This window comes from Arthrobacter sp. YC-RL1 (assembly GCF_001454985.1).
GTDB classification, from domain to species: Bacteria; Actinomycetota; Actinomycetes; order Actinomycetales; family Micrococcaceae; genus Glutamicibacter; species Glutamicibacter soli.
The window spans coordinates 1987587-2003505 of sequence record NZ_CP013297.1 but is presented as its reverse complement, the minus strand read 5'-3'; the positions used below and the strand labels follow the sequence as shown (position 1 = coordinate 2003505).

At 68.8% G+C, this 15919-nt stretch carries 15 protein-coding genes; 6 read left to right on the top strand and 9 right to left on the bottom strand.

The window, feature by feature from the left end; genetic code table 11:
* Positions 1-42: 42 nt before the first annotated feature.
* Both ATC04_RS09360 and ATC04_RS09355 read left to right on the top strand, forming a co-directional pair.
* Positions 43-546, top strand: a complete 504-nt coding sequence (locus tag ATC04_RS09360; RefSeq protein ID WP_047119158.1) for a hypothetical protein — start codon at positions 43-45, stop codon at positions 544-546.
* An 88-nt stretch (positions 547-634) separates the two neighbouring features.
* Positions 635-2449 (top strand): HNH endonuclease signature motif containing protein, encoded by a 1815-nt coding sequence (locus tag ATC04_RS09355; RefSeq protein WP_047119159.1) that lies wholly within the window; start codon positions 635-637, stop codon positions 2447-2449.
* A 76-nt stretch (positions 2450-2525) separates the two neighbouring features.
* Here the strand turns inward: ATC04_RS09355 and glpK are convergent, their stop codons facing one another.
* From glpK to ATC04_RS09340, 3 genes are all read right to left on the bottom strand, one after another.
* Entirely contained in the window at positions 2526-4046 is a 1521-nt protein-coding gene (glpK, locus tag ATC04_RS09350) for a glycerol kinase GlpK (protein WP_047119160.1), read from the bottom strand.
* Between the two features lie 31 nt (positions 4047-4077).
* Positions 4078-4806 carry an MIP/aquaporin family protein gene (locus ATC04_RS09345; RefSeq protein WP_047119161.1) on the bottom strand — a complete coding sequence of 243 codons (729 nt, stop codon included), beginning with the start codon at positions 4804-4806 and terminating at the stop codon, positions 4078-4080.
* Between the two features lie 65 nt (positions 4807-4871).
* Positions 4872-6548 (bottom strand): glycerol-3-phosphate dehydrogenase/oxidase, encoded by a 1677-nt coding sequence (locus ATC04_RS09340; RefSeq protein WP_082123901.1) that lies wholly within the window; start codon positions 6546-6548, stop codon positions 4872-4874.
* A 107-nt stretch (positions 6549-6655) separates the two neighbouring features.
* Between ATC04_RS09340 and ATC04_RS09335 the strand changes: the two genes are divergently transcribed.
* The 4 genes from ATC04_RS09335 to ATC04_RS19715 all read left to right on the top strand — a co-directional run bounded on the left by ATC04_RS09335 (position 6656) and on the right by ATC04_RS19715 (position 10073).
* Positions 6656-7663: a sugar-binding domain-containing protein gene (locus tag ATC04_RS09335; RefSeq protein WP_082123902.1), complete on the top strand. Its 1008-nt coding sequence runs from the start codon at positions 6656-6658 to the stop codon at positions 7661-7663.
* A 10-nt stretch (positions 7664-7673) separates the two neighbouring features.
* On the top strand, positions 7674-8543 hold the full coding sequence (locus ATC04_RS09330; RefSeq protein WP_047119164.1) for an alpha/beta hydrolase: 870 nt from the start codon (positions 7674-7676) through the stop codon (positions 8541-8543).
* 154 nt (positions 8544-8697) lie between these two features.
* Positions 8698-9804 carry a glycosyltransferase family A protein gene (locus ATC04_RS09325; RefSeq protein WP_353611647.1) on the top strand — a complete coding sequence of 369 codons (1107 nt, stop codon included), beginning with the start codon at positions 8698-8700 and terminating at the stop codon, positions 9802-9804.
* Positions 9720-10073, top strand: a complete 354-nt coding sequence (locus ATC04_RS19715) for a hypothetical protein (RefSeq protein WP_047119165.1) — start codon at positions 9720-9722, stop codon at positions 10071-10073. The genes ATC04_RS09325 and ATC04_RS19715 overlap by 85 nt, the downstream gene beginning before the upstream one ends.
* On the opposite strand, the gene ATC04_RS09315 is transcribed toward ATC04_RS19715, so the two are convergent.
* The 6 genes from ATC04_RS09315 to mihF form a co-directional block, all read right to left on the bottom strand.
* A complete protein-coding gene (locus tag ATC04_RS09315; protein WP_047119166.1) occupies positions 10070-12034 on the bottom strand; it encodes a primosomal protein PriA in 1965 nt (654 codons plus the stop codon). The two genes, ATC04_RS19715 and ATC04_RS09315, sit on opposite strands and share 4 nt — an antisense overlap.
* Positions 12035-12039: 5 nt before the next feature.
* Positions 12040-13245, bottom strand: a complete 1206-nt coding sequence (gene metK / locus ATC04_RS09310) for a methionine adenosyltransferase (RefSeq protein WP_047119167.1) — start codon at positions 13243-13245, stop codon at positions 12040-12042.
* Between the two features lie 76 nt (positions 13246-13321).
* A complete protein-coding gene (coaBC, locus tag ATC04_RS09305; protein ID WP_047119168.1) occupies positions 13322-14548 on the bottom strand; it encodes a bifunctional phosphopantothenoylcysteine decarboxylase/phosphopantothenate--cysteine ligase CoaBC in 1227 nt (408 codons plus the stop codon).
* A gap of 132 nt (positions 14549-14680) precedes the next feature.
* Positions 14681-14959: a DNA-directed RNA polymerase subunit omega gene (gene rpoZ / locus ATC04_RS09300; RefSeq protein WP_047119169.1), complete on the bottom strand. Its 279-nt coding sequence runs from the start codon at positions 14957-14959 to the stop codon at positions 14681-14683.
* Positions 14952-15515 carry a guanylate kinase gene (gene gmk / locus ATC04_RS09295; RefSeq protein ID WP_047119170.1) on the bottom strand — a complete coding sequence of 188 codons (564 nt, stop codon included), beginning with the start codon at positions 15513-15515 and terminating at the stop codon, positions 14952-14954. The genes rpoZ and gmk overlap by 8 nt, the downstream gene beginning before the upstream one ends.
* Before the next feature lie 3 nt (positions 15516-15518).
* Positions 15519-15854, bottom strand: a complete 336-nt coding sequence (mihF, locus tag ATC04_RS09290; RefSeq protein WP_047119171.1) for an integration host factor, actinobacterial type — start codon at positions 15852-15854, stop codon at positions 15519-15521.
* Positions 15855-15919 lie beyond the last annotated feature (65 nt).

Genomic DNA, 15919 nt, shown 5'->3' with positions numbered 1-15919 from the left:
AACATCGATGCGGTCGATCGCGCCATCGGCCACAATGGGCTCATGATCCCATGCTTCCCGCGCCGTGCGCGCCGCGTCCTCGCCCCGGGCCTGCTGCTGCCCGTCGGCGCGCTCCTGCTCTCGGGCTGCGCCATGCTCGGCACCTACGAAGGGCACACCTGCGACGGCAGGAAACCTGTCGCCTCCCTGGAGCAAGCCGGCCGCCAGCTGGTCCAGGCCGCGTACGACCAGGACGTGGAAGCCGCCTGCCGGGTGGCAACCCCCTACGCCGGCGTCGAGCTGGAGCCGAGCATGCTCGGCAGGACCCGGGAGCTGCTGGCAGGCGCCGGGGTCACCCCGCAGAATGTGCAGGTGCTGGTCGGCGAGCAGATGGGCAGCTCCTATTCCGTGCTGCTGGGCAGCACGGAGGGAGAGGGCCGGGTCGCCGTCACCGGCCACGCGGTGTGGGACGCCGGCTTCACCATCTCGCTGCCCGACGACGCCTATCCGGAGCTGCCGCAGGCGCCTGGGGACCCTGCCTCGCCACCCTCCTCCGCGGCGCCCTAGGCCGCAGCCGGAAAATCGGCTGGCCGGGTTATCCACACTGCGCAGGCGCCTGCCCCCGCGCCGCCGGCTTCGGCCCGAGGCTGGATTCATGACCACCGAAGCCCTGCTCACCGCGCTGCACACCTTGTGCACCTCCCCGAAGCATCTGGGGACCCAGCTCACCGCTGGCATGCTGGTGCGCCTGGGCGCGCTGTGCCTGGCACTGTTCACCGCGCTCGGCCGGCTGGTCCACGAGGCGCGCGATCCCCGCCTGGTCCTCGCCCATGCGCAGCTAGTGGAGCAGTTCGCCCAGCAGGTGCACCGCGAGCAGCTGGCCGGCGCGCTGGAGGCCGAGGTCACCGGCGCGGCCGGGCTCAGTCTGGCGACCTACGATGCGTTGCGCGCCGGAACCTGCGATCTGGAGGCCGAGCCCGAGTTCGCCTCCGGGCGGGCTGGCTACAAGACCGCCGGCGATCTGCTCGCCGCATGGCTGGGCATCACCTATTTCGAGGCGCAACGCCGGATCGACGACGCGCACCTGCTCATCGGCCGGCGCACCGCCCAGGGCACCATCTGCGCGCCGCGCTTCGAGCACCTGGCCAGCATCTACGCCCAGGGCCAGGCCGACCGCCGCGCCATCGCCGGCACCGCCCGCAGCCTGGAGAAGCTCGAAAAACCGGACACCACCTTCGACGGGGTGCCCTGTTCGCTCACCGCCCGCGCGGCCGACGGCAGGCTGCTGGAGGAGCATGCAGCCGACGCGCTGCGCGAGCTCGGCCCGATCGAGGCGCGCAAGCAGATCGGCACGCAGATCAAGACCTACAAGGAGCTGCACGAGGAAAAGCTCCCGCCGGACCTGGGCCTGTTCATCGGGCCAGTCGTCCGGGGTGTGCACACCTTCACCCTGCGCACCCTGGCCGCCCACGCGGAGTACCTGCGCTCGGTAGCGGCCCAGTCCGGCAGCAAACGCACCAAGGCCGGCAAGCACGCGCGCAAGCCCGACGCGGATCAGGCCGTTTCGCCCGAGCCCCCGGACTCCCCCGCACAACAGGAATCCCCCGCAGCGGAGAATGAGGGCACCGCGTCCGGCGATCAGCGGCCGACGCCTGACTGGCTCCAGCCCGAGGGGCCGATGCCCGACTGGGCCGCGGAAGACCCGGAGCCCTCCAGCAGCGCGGACCAGCAGCCCGATCAGGAGTCCCCAGCGGGCGCCGCAGCGGATGATGACGGTCCGAAGCCCGATCCCGACGCCGAACCACATGAAAACGACGCCGAGGAGCCGGCCGCCGAGGAGCCGAACGCCCCGCTGCGCCGGCTGAACGCGCTGATGGCCATCCTCACCACGTCGTTCACGGGGAGCGCCGCGAAGCCGATCGTGCCGAAGATCCTGGTCTACCGGCGGCTCAAGGACCTGCAGAACCTGGCCGAGGCCCATGGCATCAGCGCCCACGGGGTGGACATCCCGCCGGGCGAGCTGAGAAAACTACTGGTCACAGCCCGGGTGATCCCGCTGGTGCTGGGCGGCAACAGCCAACCGCTGGACGTCGGACGCTCCAGGCGCTTCCACCAGGGATACATCAAGATGGCGGTGATGGCCCGTGATCGCGGGTGCATTGTGCCCGAATGCACGACGCCCCCGGACCTGGTGGAGATCGACCACTACAAGAAGCCATGGGCGGAAGGCGGCACGACCAGCGTCGACTCCGGGGCGGCGATGTGCTCCAACGAGCACCACGGCCGCCACTCCGGCCAGCTGAAAGTGGTCGACGTCAACGGGCTGCCGCAAGTGCTGCTGCCGCCGCACCTTGATCCCGAGCAGAAGCCCCGGCGCAATACCTACTGGGGCGCCCTGCAGCTCGACGACGACCCGCCCGGCGGCGCTGGGCCCCCGGCCACGGATCCTCCCGCGGACCGGCGCGGGTGAACGAAAAAGGATCCCGGCCAACCTGGTGGTTGACCGGGATCAGTGGTCGGCCGACTGCTGGGCCGTCGGGAAAACGCTAGGCCTTGGTGTCTTCGTCGACCCAGTCGAAGGTGCGGGTGACGGCCTTCTTCCACAGCCGCAGGCTGCGTTCGCGCTCTTCGGCACCCATCACAGGCTCCCAGCGCTTGTCCTCTGACCAGTTCGCCTCCAGCTCGCCCAGGTCCTTCCAGAACCCGACGGCTAGGCCGGCCGCGTAGGCGGCGCCCAGCGCGGTGGTCTCGGTGACCTTCGGGCGGACCACGGGCACGCCGAGGATATCGGCTTGGAACTGCATCAGGTGCTCGTTGGCGACCATGCCGCCATCCACCTTCAGCTCGGTCAGCGGCACCTCGGCGTCGGCGTTGACCGCGTCCAGCACCTCGCGGGTCTGGAACGCGGTGGACTCCAGGGCCGCGCGGGCGATGTGGTGCTTGTCCGCGAAGCGGGTCAGCCCGACGATCGCGCCGCGCGCGTCCGAACGCCAGTACGGGGCGAACAGGCCGGAGAACGCCGGCACGATGTACACCCCACCGTTGTCCTCGACGTGGCTGGCCAGTTCCTCGATCTCCGGGGCGCTGGCGATCATGCCGATGTTGTCGCGCAGCCACTGCACCAGCGACCCGGCGACCGCGATCGAGCCCTCCAGCGCGTACACCGGGGCGGCGTCGCCCAGCTTGTAGGCCAGCGTAGTGATCAGCCCGTTGCTCGAGGAGACGATCTCCTGCCCGGTGTTGAAGATCAGGAAGCAGCCGGTGCCGTAGGTGTTCTTCGCGGTGCCCGCGCCGAAGGCGGCCTGCCCAAAGGTTGCCGCCTGCTGGTCGCCCAGGATGCCGGCGACCGGCACCTCGCGCAGCAGCTGGTTGGAGGCGACCGTGCCGTACACCTCGGAGGAGGACTTGATCGCCGGCAGCATCGAGGCGGGAACCCCGAAGTCGGCCAGGATCTGCTCGTCCCACTGCAGGGTTTCAAGGTTCATGAACAGGGTGCGCGAGGCGTTGGTGACGTCGGTGGTGTGCACGCCGCCCTCCGGCCCGCCGGTCAGATTCCACAGCACCCACGTGTCGGTGGTGCCGAACAGCAGGTCGCCGGCCTCGGCACGTTCGCGCGCCCCGTCGACGTTCTCCAGGATCCACTTGATCTTGGTGCCGGCGAAGTAGGTCGCCAGCGGCAGCCCGACACGGTCCTTGTAGCGCTCGATCCCGCCCTCGGCGGACAGCGCGTCGACGATGTCCTGGGTGCGGGTGTCCTGCCAGACGATCGCGTTGTATACCGGCTCACCGGTGTGCTTGTCCCACACCACGGTGGTTTCGCGCTGGTTGGTGATGCCGACGACCTCGATGTCGTGGCGCGTCAGGTTCTCCTTGGCCAGCGCGGTGCCGATGACCTCGCGCACGTTGTCCCAGATCTCGATCGGGTTGTGCTCCACCCATCCGGCGGCCGGGAAAATCTGCTCGTGCTCCTTCTGCCCCACGGAGACGACCTCTCCGGCGTGGTCGAAGACGATGGCGCGGGAGCTGGTGGTTCCCTGGTCAATGGCGATGACGTACTTGTTGCTCACTGTCGATCAACTTTCTCTAGTGGGTGCGGCATTACAGCAGGACGGCGACGGCCAGGCCGCCCAAGGCTCCGCCGGCCAGCGGACCGACGACGGGAACCCACGAGTAGGCCCAGTCCGAGGACCCCTTGCCGGGGATCGGCAGCACCGCATGCGCAAGACGCGGGGCGAGGTCACGTGCTGGATTGATAGCGTATCCGGTTGCTCCGCCGAGGGATAGGCCGATCGCGACGACCAGCAGGCCGACCGCCAGCGGGCCGAGCCCGTGCGGCGTCCCGCCGAAGCCGCCGATCACGAACACCAGCACGAAGGTGCCGATGGCTTCGGAGACCACGTTCCACCCGTAGGAGCGGATGGCCGGGCCGGTGGCGAACACTCCGAGCACCTTGCCCTGGTTGGCCGGCTCGTCGAAGTGCTTCTTGTAGGCCAGCCAGGCGGTGACGGCGCCCAGGAAAGCGCCGATGAACTGCGCGGCCACGTAGACCAGCGCGGTCGCTGCCGACTTCGGGATGCCTGGGGCCAGCTCGGTTGCTTCGGGGTTCACCATCAATCCCAGGGTGACCGCGGGATTCAGGTGGGCGCCGGACGGGGCCGAAACCCAGACACCGGAGAAGACGGCCAGGCCCCAGCCGAAGCTGATGGCGACCCACCCTGCGGCGCTGCCCAGGGTGCCCTTCAGCGAGACGTTGGCGCAGACGCCGGCGCCCATGAGAACGAGGATAAAAGTACCGGTGAATTCGGAAATGAACACTTGCATGGGCATCTTCGACCTTTGAGGTGATATCACATCCTGCCGGCGGCGATCTGCCGCCGGCAGCAACGGCAGGCTCAGTCCAGGTCGACCCCGTGGCTGCCTGCCAGGACCGAGATCGTATGGGCGATCTCGGCCTGGGTCTGGGTGTCATCCCAGCCCATCGGCCCAGCCAGGCAGCGTGCCGCCTCGCTGACCAGATCCTTGGTGACCAGGCCTCGGAAGGCCAGGTTGGTGCGGCGGATGAAGACGTCGATCAGGCGGCCTACCTGCTCGTGGGCGGCCATGTAGGCCAGCTCCTGGCAGGACAGCTCGTCGGAGTGCTGCAGCGCGGTGTCCTCGCCAAGCTGGGCCAGCACCGCGTCCGCTCCGGTGCCGTAGCGCTCGAGCAGCACCCGCAGGCGGTCGCGCCCGGCGGCGTTCTCGCGCGCGGCGTACCAGGCGGCCAGCTCGCCCTCGTTCATCGGGAAGTCTTTGCCGCCGCCGATCGGCACGCCGGCGGTGGAGCGGATCTCGCGCTCCCCCAGGAATTCCAGCGCCTTGCCGCCCAGGTTCTCGCTCAGCGCGCGGAACGTCGTCCACTTGCCGCCGATCAGCGAGAGCATCGTGGTGGTGTCGGTGAGCCGGGTTTCGCGCACCTGATAGTCGCGGGAGACGAAGCCGGGGGCGGTGTCGTCGTGGTTCGGCAGCGGGCGCACGCCGGAGAACTTGTAGACGATCTGCTCGCGGCGCACGGTGATACGCGGGAAGACGTGGTGGACCAGCTCGAAGAAGTAGTCGACCTCTTCCTCGGTGCACACCGCCGGCTCGGCCATGTCGTGCTCCAGGTCGGTGGTGCCCACCAGCACGCGCCCGAGCATCGGGTAGATCAGCACGATGCGCCCGTCCTCGTGCTCGAAGAAGATCTCGCGTCCGCCGGTGGCCGCGAGCAGCTCGGGGTGGTCCAGCACGATGTGCGAGCCCTTGGTGCCGCCGGTCCACTTGGTCTTCCGGCCCAGCTGCTCATTGGTCACGTCGACCCAGGCGCCGGTCGCGTTGATGATGACCTCGGCGTCGAAGTCGAAGCTCTGCCCGGTCAGCACGTCGCGCAGCTGCGCGGTGCCCCCGTCGACCCCTGCCAGTTCCACGTAGTTGCTGGCGCGGGCGTCCGGGTTGGCGCGCAGGCCTTCCTGCAGCACGTCCAGGGTCAGGCGCTCAGGGTTGTGCACCGAGGCGTCGAAGTAGGTCGCGGTGTACTTCACGTCGTCGCGCAGGGCCGGCAGGTCCTTGCGGGCCGCGGCGCCGGCCTTGAAGTTGTGCCACGGGGTGTTGCGCCCGCCGACTCCGGCGAACACGTCGTACATCACCAATCCGGCCTTGATCAGGGCGGCGCCGCGTTCGGTCGGCTTGCCGGACTTGTGGGTCACAAAGCGCATCGGAGCGGAGAGGATCCCCGAGAAGGTGGAGAAGATCGGGATGGTGGTCTGCAGCGGCTTGACGTAGTGCGGGGCGATCTGAAGCAGCGAATTGCGCTCCTGCACCGACTCGTGCACCAGGCGGAACTCGCCGTTTTCCAGGTAGCGGATGCCGCCGTGGATCATGTGCGAGCTGGCGCCCGACGCGCCTTGGCAGTAGTCTCCGCGTTCGACCAGCGCGACGTCGATACCCTGCATGGCAAGGTAGCGGAAGGTGGCGACACCGTTGATGCCGCCGCCGACGACCAGAACCCGTGCCTGGGGCCGTTCGCGCAGTTTGGCCAGCTGTTCCCGATTCACGACGTGTTGCCCCTTTGTAACGATTGAGTAGTTCTACGGGTTAGTGTTGTCGGTAGTTTGCAAAGCGGTCAAATGAATTGCACAAACGTGCAGAAATGGTCAGATTGATGCAGAAACCACCCCCTGCAGGGCCCTACCGGCGCCCTGCGCATGACACATCCGTGCAGTACGGCACCCGTGAGAAGGACGCGCTGCGCGCCGCCCAGCTGTATTACCTGCAGGATTTGAAGATGGAGGTCATCGCCCGCGAGCTGGGCACCTCCCGCTCGACCGTCTCGCGGCTGCTCACCCACGCCAAGCGCACCGGCATGGTCTCGATCAGCATCTCCCCCAGCGCCGGAATGTCAGCCCAGCTCTCCGGCCGGCTGGCCGAGCGCTTCGGCATCAACGTGCAGGTGGTGCCCACCGACGGCGCCATGGACGACGCGGAACTGCTCTCCCGCGTCGCCGCGCACGCGGCGCACCAGCTAGGAGCGATGGTCTCCTCCTCGATGACGATCGGGGTGGCCTGGGGTTCGACCATGCAGGCGGTGTCCACCGCGCTCAGCTCCCACCCCACCCACGACACCGTGATCGTGCAGCTGAACGGCGCGGCGAACCCTGTCACCAGCGGCGTGCGCTACGCCAGCGAGATCCTCACCCGCTTCGGCGAGGCGTTCACCGCGCGTACCGAGCAGTTCCCGGTGCCGGCGTTTTTCGACCGCGCGTCCACGCGCCGGGCGATGTGGCAGGAAACCTCGGTCAAGCGCGTGCTCAAGGTGCAGTCGGAGATGAACCTGGCGGTGTTCTCGCTGGGCGCGGCCGGGTCGGATGTCACCTCGCAGGTCTACCGCGGCGGCTACCTGAGCAAGCAGGAGACCGCGCAGCTGGCGAAGATCGGTGTGGTGGGCGACGTGGCGACGGTGTTCTTCGACCGGCACGGGCACAGCTCCGGGATCGGGATCAACGCCCGCTCCACCGGGCCCGCGCTCGATACCCTGCGCCGGGTGCCGCAGCGCTTCTGCGTGGTGGCCGGCCGGGGCAAGATCGATGCCGTGCGCGGGGCGCTGAACGGCGGGCTGATCACCGATTTGGTGATCGACGAGGGCGCGGCCCTGGCGCTGCTGGACGGGTAGGATTTGAGGCATGAGCCCACGCACGCAACTTGTCAGCACGCACCGCCTCTTCGGCTCCGCCACCAAGGTCTTCACCTACCGGGCCGTGCCTGCCGAATCGCGCGGCGTGCTCTTCGCGGTGCACGGCTTCCGCGGCGACCACCACGGGCTGGACCGCATCATCGCCCAGCTTCCCGGCTACACCGTAGTGGTGCCCGACCTGCCCGGCTTCGGCAGCTCCAGCTCCATGACCCAGGCCCCGCACGACGTCGAGGGCTACGCCCGGATGCTCGACGTGCTGGCCGACGAGCTGCAGCTGGGCCCGGCCACCCACCTGCTCGGGCACTCCTTCGGGTCCGTCATCGCCGCCAGGCTGGCCGCCGGGCGCGACTTCGCCTCGTTGACCCTGCTCAATCCGATCTCCGAACCGGCGCTGGAATCCTCCCAGGCGCTGCTGGCGCAGCTGACCAGCGGCTACTACGCCCTGTGCGCGGCGCTGCCGGCCGGCATCGGCGAGCCGCTGCTGCGATCGAGGCTGTTCACCGACGGCATGTCGCTGGTGATGACCAAGAGCCGCGACCCGCAGATGCGCCGCTACGTGCGCGACCAGCACCGCGCGTACTTCGGCGGATTCCACTCCCGCGATACCCTGGCCGAAGCCTACCTGGCCTCGATCAGCCACACCGTGGGCGAATACTCCCGGGTCATCGGCATCCCGACGCTGATGGTCGGCGGGCAGCAGGACGAGCTGGGTTCCCCGGCCACCCAGGAGGCGCTGCGCGCCACGTTCGCCGACGCGCGGCTGCTGATGCTGCCCGACGTCGGCCACCTGATCCACTATGAGAAGGCGCCCCAGGCTGCGGCCGCGGTGCGGCGCTTCCTGGAGGGGCTCGGCGGTTAAGCACGCAGCTGGGGCGGCGCCTGTCCGCGGCCCTCGTCATGAAGGTGTGACCCGCCCCACCAGGCGCTAGAGTACCAGGCAGGCCCGCTATCTGCGTTCGCGGGTTTGCCCGGGGAATCGGGGGCGCATGGCATAGGGGGAATTAGCTGGGTCGCTGCGGCGGTGCCTGGGCCTGGTCCGCGCGCGGCTTTCACAACGCGGCATCCGAGCGTCGGACACCGGTCCCACGGCCAGCTCCGGCAGCGCGCGCGTCGCGGTCATCGTCCCGGTCTTCAACGCGATGCCCTACCTGGGCGAACTGCTCGACAGCCTGGCGGCGCAGGACCTGGATCCGGAGCACTTCGAGCTCATCCTGGTCGACGACGGCTCCACCGACGGCGGGCCGCAGCTCATGGACCGATTCGCCGCCGCGCACCCGCGCACCCGGGTGATCCGCCAGCGCAACAGCGGGTGGCCGGGCCAGCCGCGCAACCGCGGGCTGGCGGCCACCGAGGCGGACTACGTCTTCTTCGCCGATGCCGGCGACATGCTGGCCAGCCACGCCCTGCGCAGCATGCTGGACTACGCGCAGCTGCACCAGGCGGACATGGTGCTCCCGCGCATCGCCGGGCTCAACGGCCGCCCGGTGAACCGCACGCTGCTGGCCAAGAACAACCCCAAGGCCGAGCTGCGCGAGGTTTTCGCCACCCTCGCGCCGCAGAAACTCATCCGCCGCGCGCTGATCGAGCGCCTGGAGCTGCGTTTCCCCGAGGGGCGGGTGCGGCTGGAAGACGGCATCTTCATCACCGCCTGCTATCTGGCCGCCGAGCGCACCGCGGTACTGGCGGACGACGACTACTACTTCCTGCGCGCCCGCCAGGACGCCAACAACATCAGCGCCCGCAAGGCCGACCCGGAGGGCTGCACCCGGTCGGTGGCGCGCATCGCCGAGCAGGTCCGCGCCGCGCGGCTTCCGGCCGATCTGGAACAGGGCATGGTGCTCGACCTCTACCGGCGCAAGATCCTGCGCACCTACCGGCCCGGACGCTGGCTGGGGATGGGCCGGTGGCGGCGGCGCAGCTGGAATCGCAGCTTGGCTTCCCGCACCGGCAGCGCTCGGCGGCGCTGCGCACCGGGGATGCCCGGCAGATGCAGGCGTGGGCGCTGCTCGAGCAGCTGCTGGCCGCGCACTGGAATGTGCGGCAGGACAGGCAGGGCGGGCAAGCCGCAGGAGTCCCGCACTTCGTTCCTGCCGGCCCGCCGCCGCAGCTGGCGGAGCTGATCCTGCGCCCACGCCACGGCGGCGCGGACGCGGCCCTGCCCCTGCGCCCCGCGGCGGACGCGTTCGCGCTGCACGGCGAACAGGAGCTGCAGCCCTTGACCCCGGACATCTACGACGTGTACGTGCAGGCCAGCCACCGCCAGGTGCAGGGCGAACCGCGGCGCGTCCGGGTGGGCCGGCGCGACTGGGCGGGACACCGCTTCTACGCGACGGTCAACGGCTACCTTAGCCTGGACGCCCGGCCGCGGGATGGGCAGGCCGTGGCCTAGAGGACCTCGTCGGGATCGACCGCGATGGTCGCTACCGGTTCCTTGGCCGCTGACATGCGGGCGCGCAGGGCGCGCAGCGCTTCTGTGACCGCCTGGCCGTGCGCGTAGCTGAAGAACAGCACGTAGCGGTGCTCCACGGGCGGTCCGTCGATGATGCTCGGCCCGTGGATCGCGACCAGCGCCCGGATGTCATCGTCCAGCGCGGCGACCAGCCGTTCGGCACCGGGCCCGGAGACCAGGGCGCTGCGCACGGCCGGCGGCAGCCCGACCTCGCGGCGTTCGGCCAGCTCGCGGTCGGCGAATCCGGCGGCATCCCAGCGCACCAGCGCGGCGCCGGCCGGGCTCGGGCTGCCGGTGAGCACCACGACCCCGCTGCTGCGGGCCAGGCAGGCGGCGGTGAACCAGCGTGCGAGCACCTCCTCGGTGTTGCGCAGCGAATCGTAGGCGAGCATCTTGTCGGCATCCAGCAGCAGCACCGCGGCGTACCCGCCCTCCACGACGGGCTCGACGCCAGGGGTGGCGACCACCAGCGCCGGCTTGTCGCCCAGGCTCGCCAGCGGCTTGGCCCCGGTGGAGGAGAGCACCTTCACCTTGGGGAAGGCCAGGCCAAGCTCCTCGGCGGTGCGGTCGGCGCCGATGCTGGCGGCGCGCACGCGCGGCGAGCCGCACTGCCCGCAGCGGTAGTCGTGGAACTGCTCCCCGCACCAGCGGCAGCCCACATGCGATTGCTTCCCGGCTAGCTGCAGCGGTCCCTGGCACAGCCGGCAGCGCGCCGGAGCCCGGCAGTCCTGGCAGGCCAGCGCCGGCATGAATCCGGTGCGGGCGACCTGCACCAGCACCGGGCCGGTTTCCAGCGCCTTGGTGGCTTCGCGCCAGGCCAGCGACGGGATGCGCACCCGCGCCAGCAGCGGGTCGCGCCCCAGCTCGAAGTCGTTGGTGGTGGCCACCACACGAGGGGTGTGGGCACGCAGCGTGTCGCGCGGCAGCTTCAGCTCGCTGGCCCAGCCGGTGGCCACCAGCCGCTGGGCCTCCACGGAGCGCGACGGGGAAGCCAGCAGCAGCGAGATCCCCGCCTGCTGGCTGCGCAGCAGCGCGACCTCGCGGCTGTGCTGGTAGGGGGCGCGCAATTCGCGGTGCGAGCGGTCGGCGTCCTGCCAGATGATCATCAGTTCCAGGTCCGGCACGTGGCACAGGGCGGCGGAGCGGGTACCGACCACCAGCTGCACGTGCCCGCCGATGGCGCGCAGGAAGTTGCGGTAGCGCGGGGTCGGGCCGTCGTCGGCCTGCAGCCGCGCGTAGGACTGGGCGCCGAGCTGCTCGTCCAGGTGCGCGCACAAGAGGTCAAGGTCGCGCGTGTCGGGCACCACGATGAGCACCCGCGCCCCGCGCTGAAGCACCGGCCGCGCGGCATCCAGCAGGAACCCGGGCCAGGAGCCGTGGAAATTCGGCGCCCAGCTCGCCACCGCGCGCCGGGTGGCCCCGACGGCCCAGTCCTGCAGCACCGCAGAACCCTGCTCGTAGTGCTCCAGCTGGTTGGGGGCGTCCCCCAGCGCCAGCGCCGGGGCGGTCACCAGCTCCTCGGCCTCGACCTTGGCCGCGCGGGTGGGCACTGCCAGGCGCACCACGTCCCACAGGGTCCCGGCGTAACGCGCGGCGACCAGCGAGGCGGCGGCCAGGACGTCCGGGTGCAGCACCACCCTCTCGGAGATGATTTTCGACAGCGGGCGCAGCTTCATCGCCGGCTGGTGGTCCTCCAGCAGCTCGACGATGAACCCGGCCAGCTGCTGCGGGCCGAAGGGCACCTTTACGCGCACCCCGACCTGGGCTGCCGCGTGCATGGACTCGGGCACCTCGTAGTCGAAGAGGCGGTCCAGGTGCGGGACCGAGGAATCAATCAGCACCCGGGCGACCCGCTTGAGGCGGGCCTGGCCGGGTGCTGAGATGAGGGCGTCTTGCTCCACTGCTGCTAGGCGTTGAACCAGCTGCGCAGAGCGTCGACGCGGTCCAGCTTCTCCCAGGTGAAGTCGTTGTCGTCGCGGCCGAAGTGGCCGTGCGCGGCGGTCTTGCGGTAGATCGGGCGCTTGAGGTCAAGGTCCTCGATGATGCCCAGCGGGCGCAGGTCGAACACCTCGTTGATCGCGGCGGTGATTTTCGCCGGGTCCACGGTCTCGGTGCCGAAGGTCTCCACGTACAGGCCCACCGGACGCGCGACGCCGATCGCGTAGGCCACCTGGACCTCGGCGCGGCTTGCCAGCCCAGCGGCCACGACGTTCTTCGCGACCCAGCGCATGGCGTAGGCGGCCGAGCGGTCGACCTTCGACGGGTCCTTGCCGGAGAAGGCGCCGCCGCCGTGGCGGGCGAAGCCGCCGTAGGTGTCCACGATGATCTTGCGGCCGGTCAGGCCCGCGTCGCCCACCGGGCCGCCGATGATGAACGGTCCCGAGGGGTTCAGGATCACCTTGGTGCTGGAGATGTCCAGCTCCGAGCGCTCCAGGATCGGGGTCACGACCTCCTCGAGCAGGTCGGCCTTCAGGGTGTTCAGCTCGTATTCGGAGGCATGCTGGCTGGAGACCACCACGGTGTCCACGGAGACGGGGGTGTCGCCGTCGTAGCCGATGGTGACCTGGGTCTTGCCGTCCGGGCGCAGCAGCGGCATGCGGCCGTTCTTGCGCATCTGGGTCAGGCGTTCGGACAGGCGGTGCGCCAGGAAGATCGGGGTCGGCATCAGCGAGGCGGTCTCGTTCGAGGCGTAGCCGAACATCAGGCCCTGGTCGCCGGCGCCCTGCATGTCGCGCGGGTCCTTGGCGATGCCTTCGCGGGACTCCAACGAGTTGAACACGCCGTCGTGGATCTCCTGGGACTGCTGGCCGATCGAGACCGACACGCCGCAGCGCGCCCCGTCGAAGCCGTTGGCCGAGGAGTCGTAGCCGATGTCCAGGATGGTGCGGCGCACGATCTCCGGGATCTCGACGTAGCCGTTGGTGGTTACCTCGCCCGCCACGTGCACCAGGCCGGTGGTGGTCAGGGTTTCGACGGCGACCTTGGAATCCGGGTCCTGCGCCAGCATGGCGTCGAGGATCGCGTCGGAGATCTGGTCGCAGATCTTGTCCGGGTGGCCCTCGGTAACGGATTCCGAGGTGAAAAGACGTAGTTCAGGGGTTGTTGAAGTCACCTTTGTACTCTATCTGGTCGTATCGACCGGTTGGCAGAACTTGCTGCGTTCGTGACCAAGCGCTATATGGCGCGGCTCACTTTGCGTCGGCAACATGTCCGTTTATTTCGGCGGCGAGCTGCTCGATGACGACGCGGGCCACCTCGATTTTGCTTCCGGCGGCGCCCACTGCAGGTTTCCCGTCGGCGAACAGCACCTGCACGGTGTTGCTGTCGGTCCCGAAGGTCAAGTTGGCGCCGACCTCGTTGACCACCAGCAGCTCGCAGCCCTTGCGCGCGAGCTTCGCCCTGCCGTAGTCCAGCACGCTGCCCTGGTCGTCGCCGGTTTCCGCGGCGAAGCCGACGATCACCGGCGGCAGCTGGTCGTTCGCGCCGCGGGCGCAGACGATCTCTGCCAGGATGTCGGGATTGCGCACCAGTTCGATGACCGGTGCCGAATGCTCGTCGCGCTTCTTGATCTTCGAGCCCTCGATAGTCGCCGGGCGGAAGTCGGCGACGGCGGCGTTCATGATCAGCGCGTCCTGCCCCTCGGCGTGGGCGAAAACCGCCTCGCGCAGTTCCAGCGCGCTGGAGGCATGCACCAGCTCCACCCCGTGCGGGGCCGGCACCTCCAGGTGCGTGGCGATGAGCGTGACCTGGGCGCCGGCGTCACGGGCGGCCTGCGCCAGCGCCACGCCCTGGCGCCCCGAGGAGCGGTTGCCCAGGAAGCGCACCGGATCCAGCGGCTCGCGGGTGCCGCCGGCGGTGATCAGCACCTTGCGACCGGCCAGGATCGGCTCGGAGAGCAGGTCCTGGATGGACTCGAAGATCTGATCGGGCTCGGGCAGGCGGCCGGGGCCGCTGTCCTTGCCGGTCAGCCGTCCCGAGGCCGGTTCGATCACGCGCACCCCGCGCTCGCGCAGCACGGCGGTGTTCGCCACGGTGGCCGGGTGCTGCCACATCTCGGTGTGCATGGCCGGGGCCATGACCACCGGCGCGCGGGTGGCCAGCAAAGTGCCGGTGAGCAGGTCGTCGGCCAGCCCGGAGGCGGCGCGGGCGAGGATGTCGGCGGTGGCCGGCACCACGAGCACCAGATCGGCCTGCTGGCCCAGGCGCACGTGGTTCACGGTATCGACGGCGTCGAAGACGTTGGAGGTCACCGGATTGCCGGAGAGCGCCTCCCAGGTGGCGTTGCCGACGAACTTGGCGACGTTCCCGGTGGGGATGACGTCGACGTGGTGTCCGGCCTCGCGCAGCAGGCGCAGCAGGAGCACGGATTTGTAGGCGGCGATCCCTGCTGAGACGCCTAAGACGATTCGCTTCACGCAGCTCTTCCTTGGATGGTTGGGCGGTCGCAGTGATTTTCACCGCACCGCGGAGCATCGACCCGTTGCGGGCGTGTTTTTTGGTGCTTAACGAAAAAGAAGGCGCCCACTAATGGGGCGCCACCTTTTCGACTAGTCCTCGGTGACCTCGGCCGGAGTCACCTTCAGGAGGTTCTCATCCAGCTCGCGCAGGGCGATGGTCAGAGGCTTCTCGTTCAGCTTGGTTTCCACCAGCGGACCGACGTACTCGAACAGGCCTTCGTTCAGCTGTGCGTAGTAGGCGTTGATCTGGCGGGCACGCTTGGCCGAATTCAGCACGATCGCGTACTTCGAGTCGTTCGTCTCAAGCAACGAGTCGATCGATGGGTTGATGATTCCCTCTAGGTTGGACACAAGACTCCCTTTAGTCATTCTTCAGCCCCATGAGGGCCACAAGCTCTTCGGCGGCACGTGCGACATCGTCGTTGACGATGGTCACGTCGAATTCTGATTCCGCCGCAAGTTCTAGTTTAGCGGTTTCCAGCCGACGCTGCTGTTCTTCGGGCGTTTCGGTGCCGCGGCCAATCAGGCGGCGGACCAATTCGTCCCATGACGGCGGGGCCAGGAAGACGAATTTTGCCTCGGGCATCGACTCCTTGACCTGACGGGCGCCCTGAAGATCGATCTCCAGCAGCACCTTCTTGCCCTCGGCTACCGCGTCTTCCACCGTTGAGCGGATGGTGCCATAGCTATTCTGGCCGTGGACCACGGCCCACTCCAGCATCTGGCCCTCGTCGACGAGCTGGTGGAACTTCTCGGGGCCCACAAAGAAGTAGTGGACTCCGTCGGTTTCACCGGGTCGTGGATCGCGTGTCGTTGCCGACACCGAAAGCCAGACGTCTGGATAGTTATCTCGGATGTAGGTGGACACGGTGCCCTTACCTACAGCCGTGGGGCCGGCTAGAACAGTTACCGACGCAACGGTCATTGACTACACTTTCGTTTTTGGCGGGCTTTGCTTGAAGTGCTCGGTAATTGCGGTGCGTTGCTTGCGTCCCAGTCCGCGCAGCCGGCGGGATGGGGAAATGCCAAGTCGCTCCAGCAAATTCGCCGCGCGTACTTCACCAACGCCCGGTACCGATTCCAGAAGGTCCATGACACGCATGCGTCCCACGGCCTCATCTTCGTATACCAAGTCTAGTACCTCGGTGATGGAAATTTTGCCGGCACTGAACTGGGCCTTGATTTCAGCACGACGGGTGCGGGCAGCAAGTGCTTTGGCGCGTGCCCGGATGCGGTCTTCGTCAGAGAGTTCTCGCAGAACCATCGTTCAGCCATCCTTAATGTGTAGTGGACTAAGGCTATGAACCGAACATAGCTTTCCAACACGCG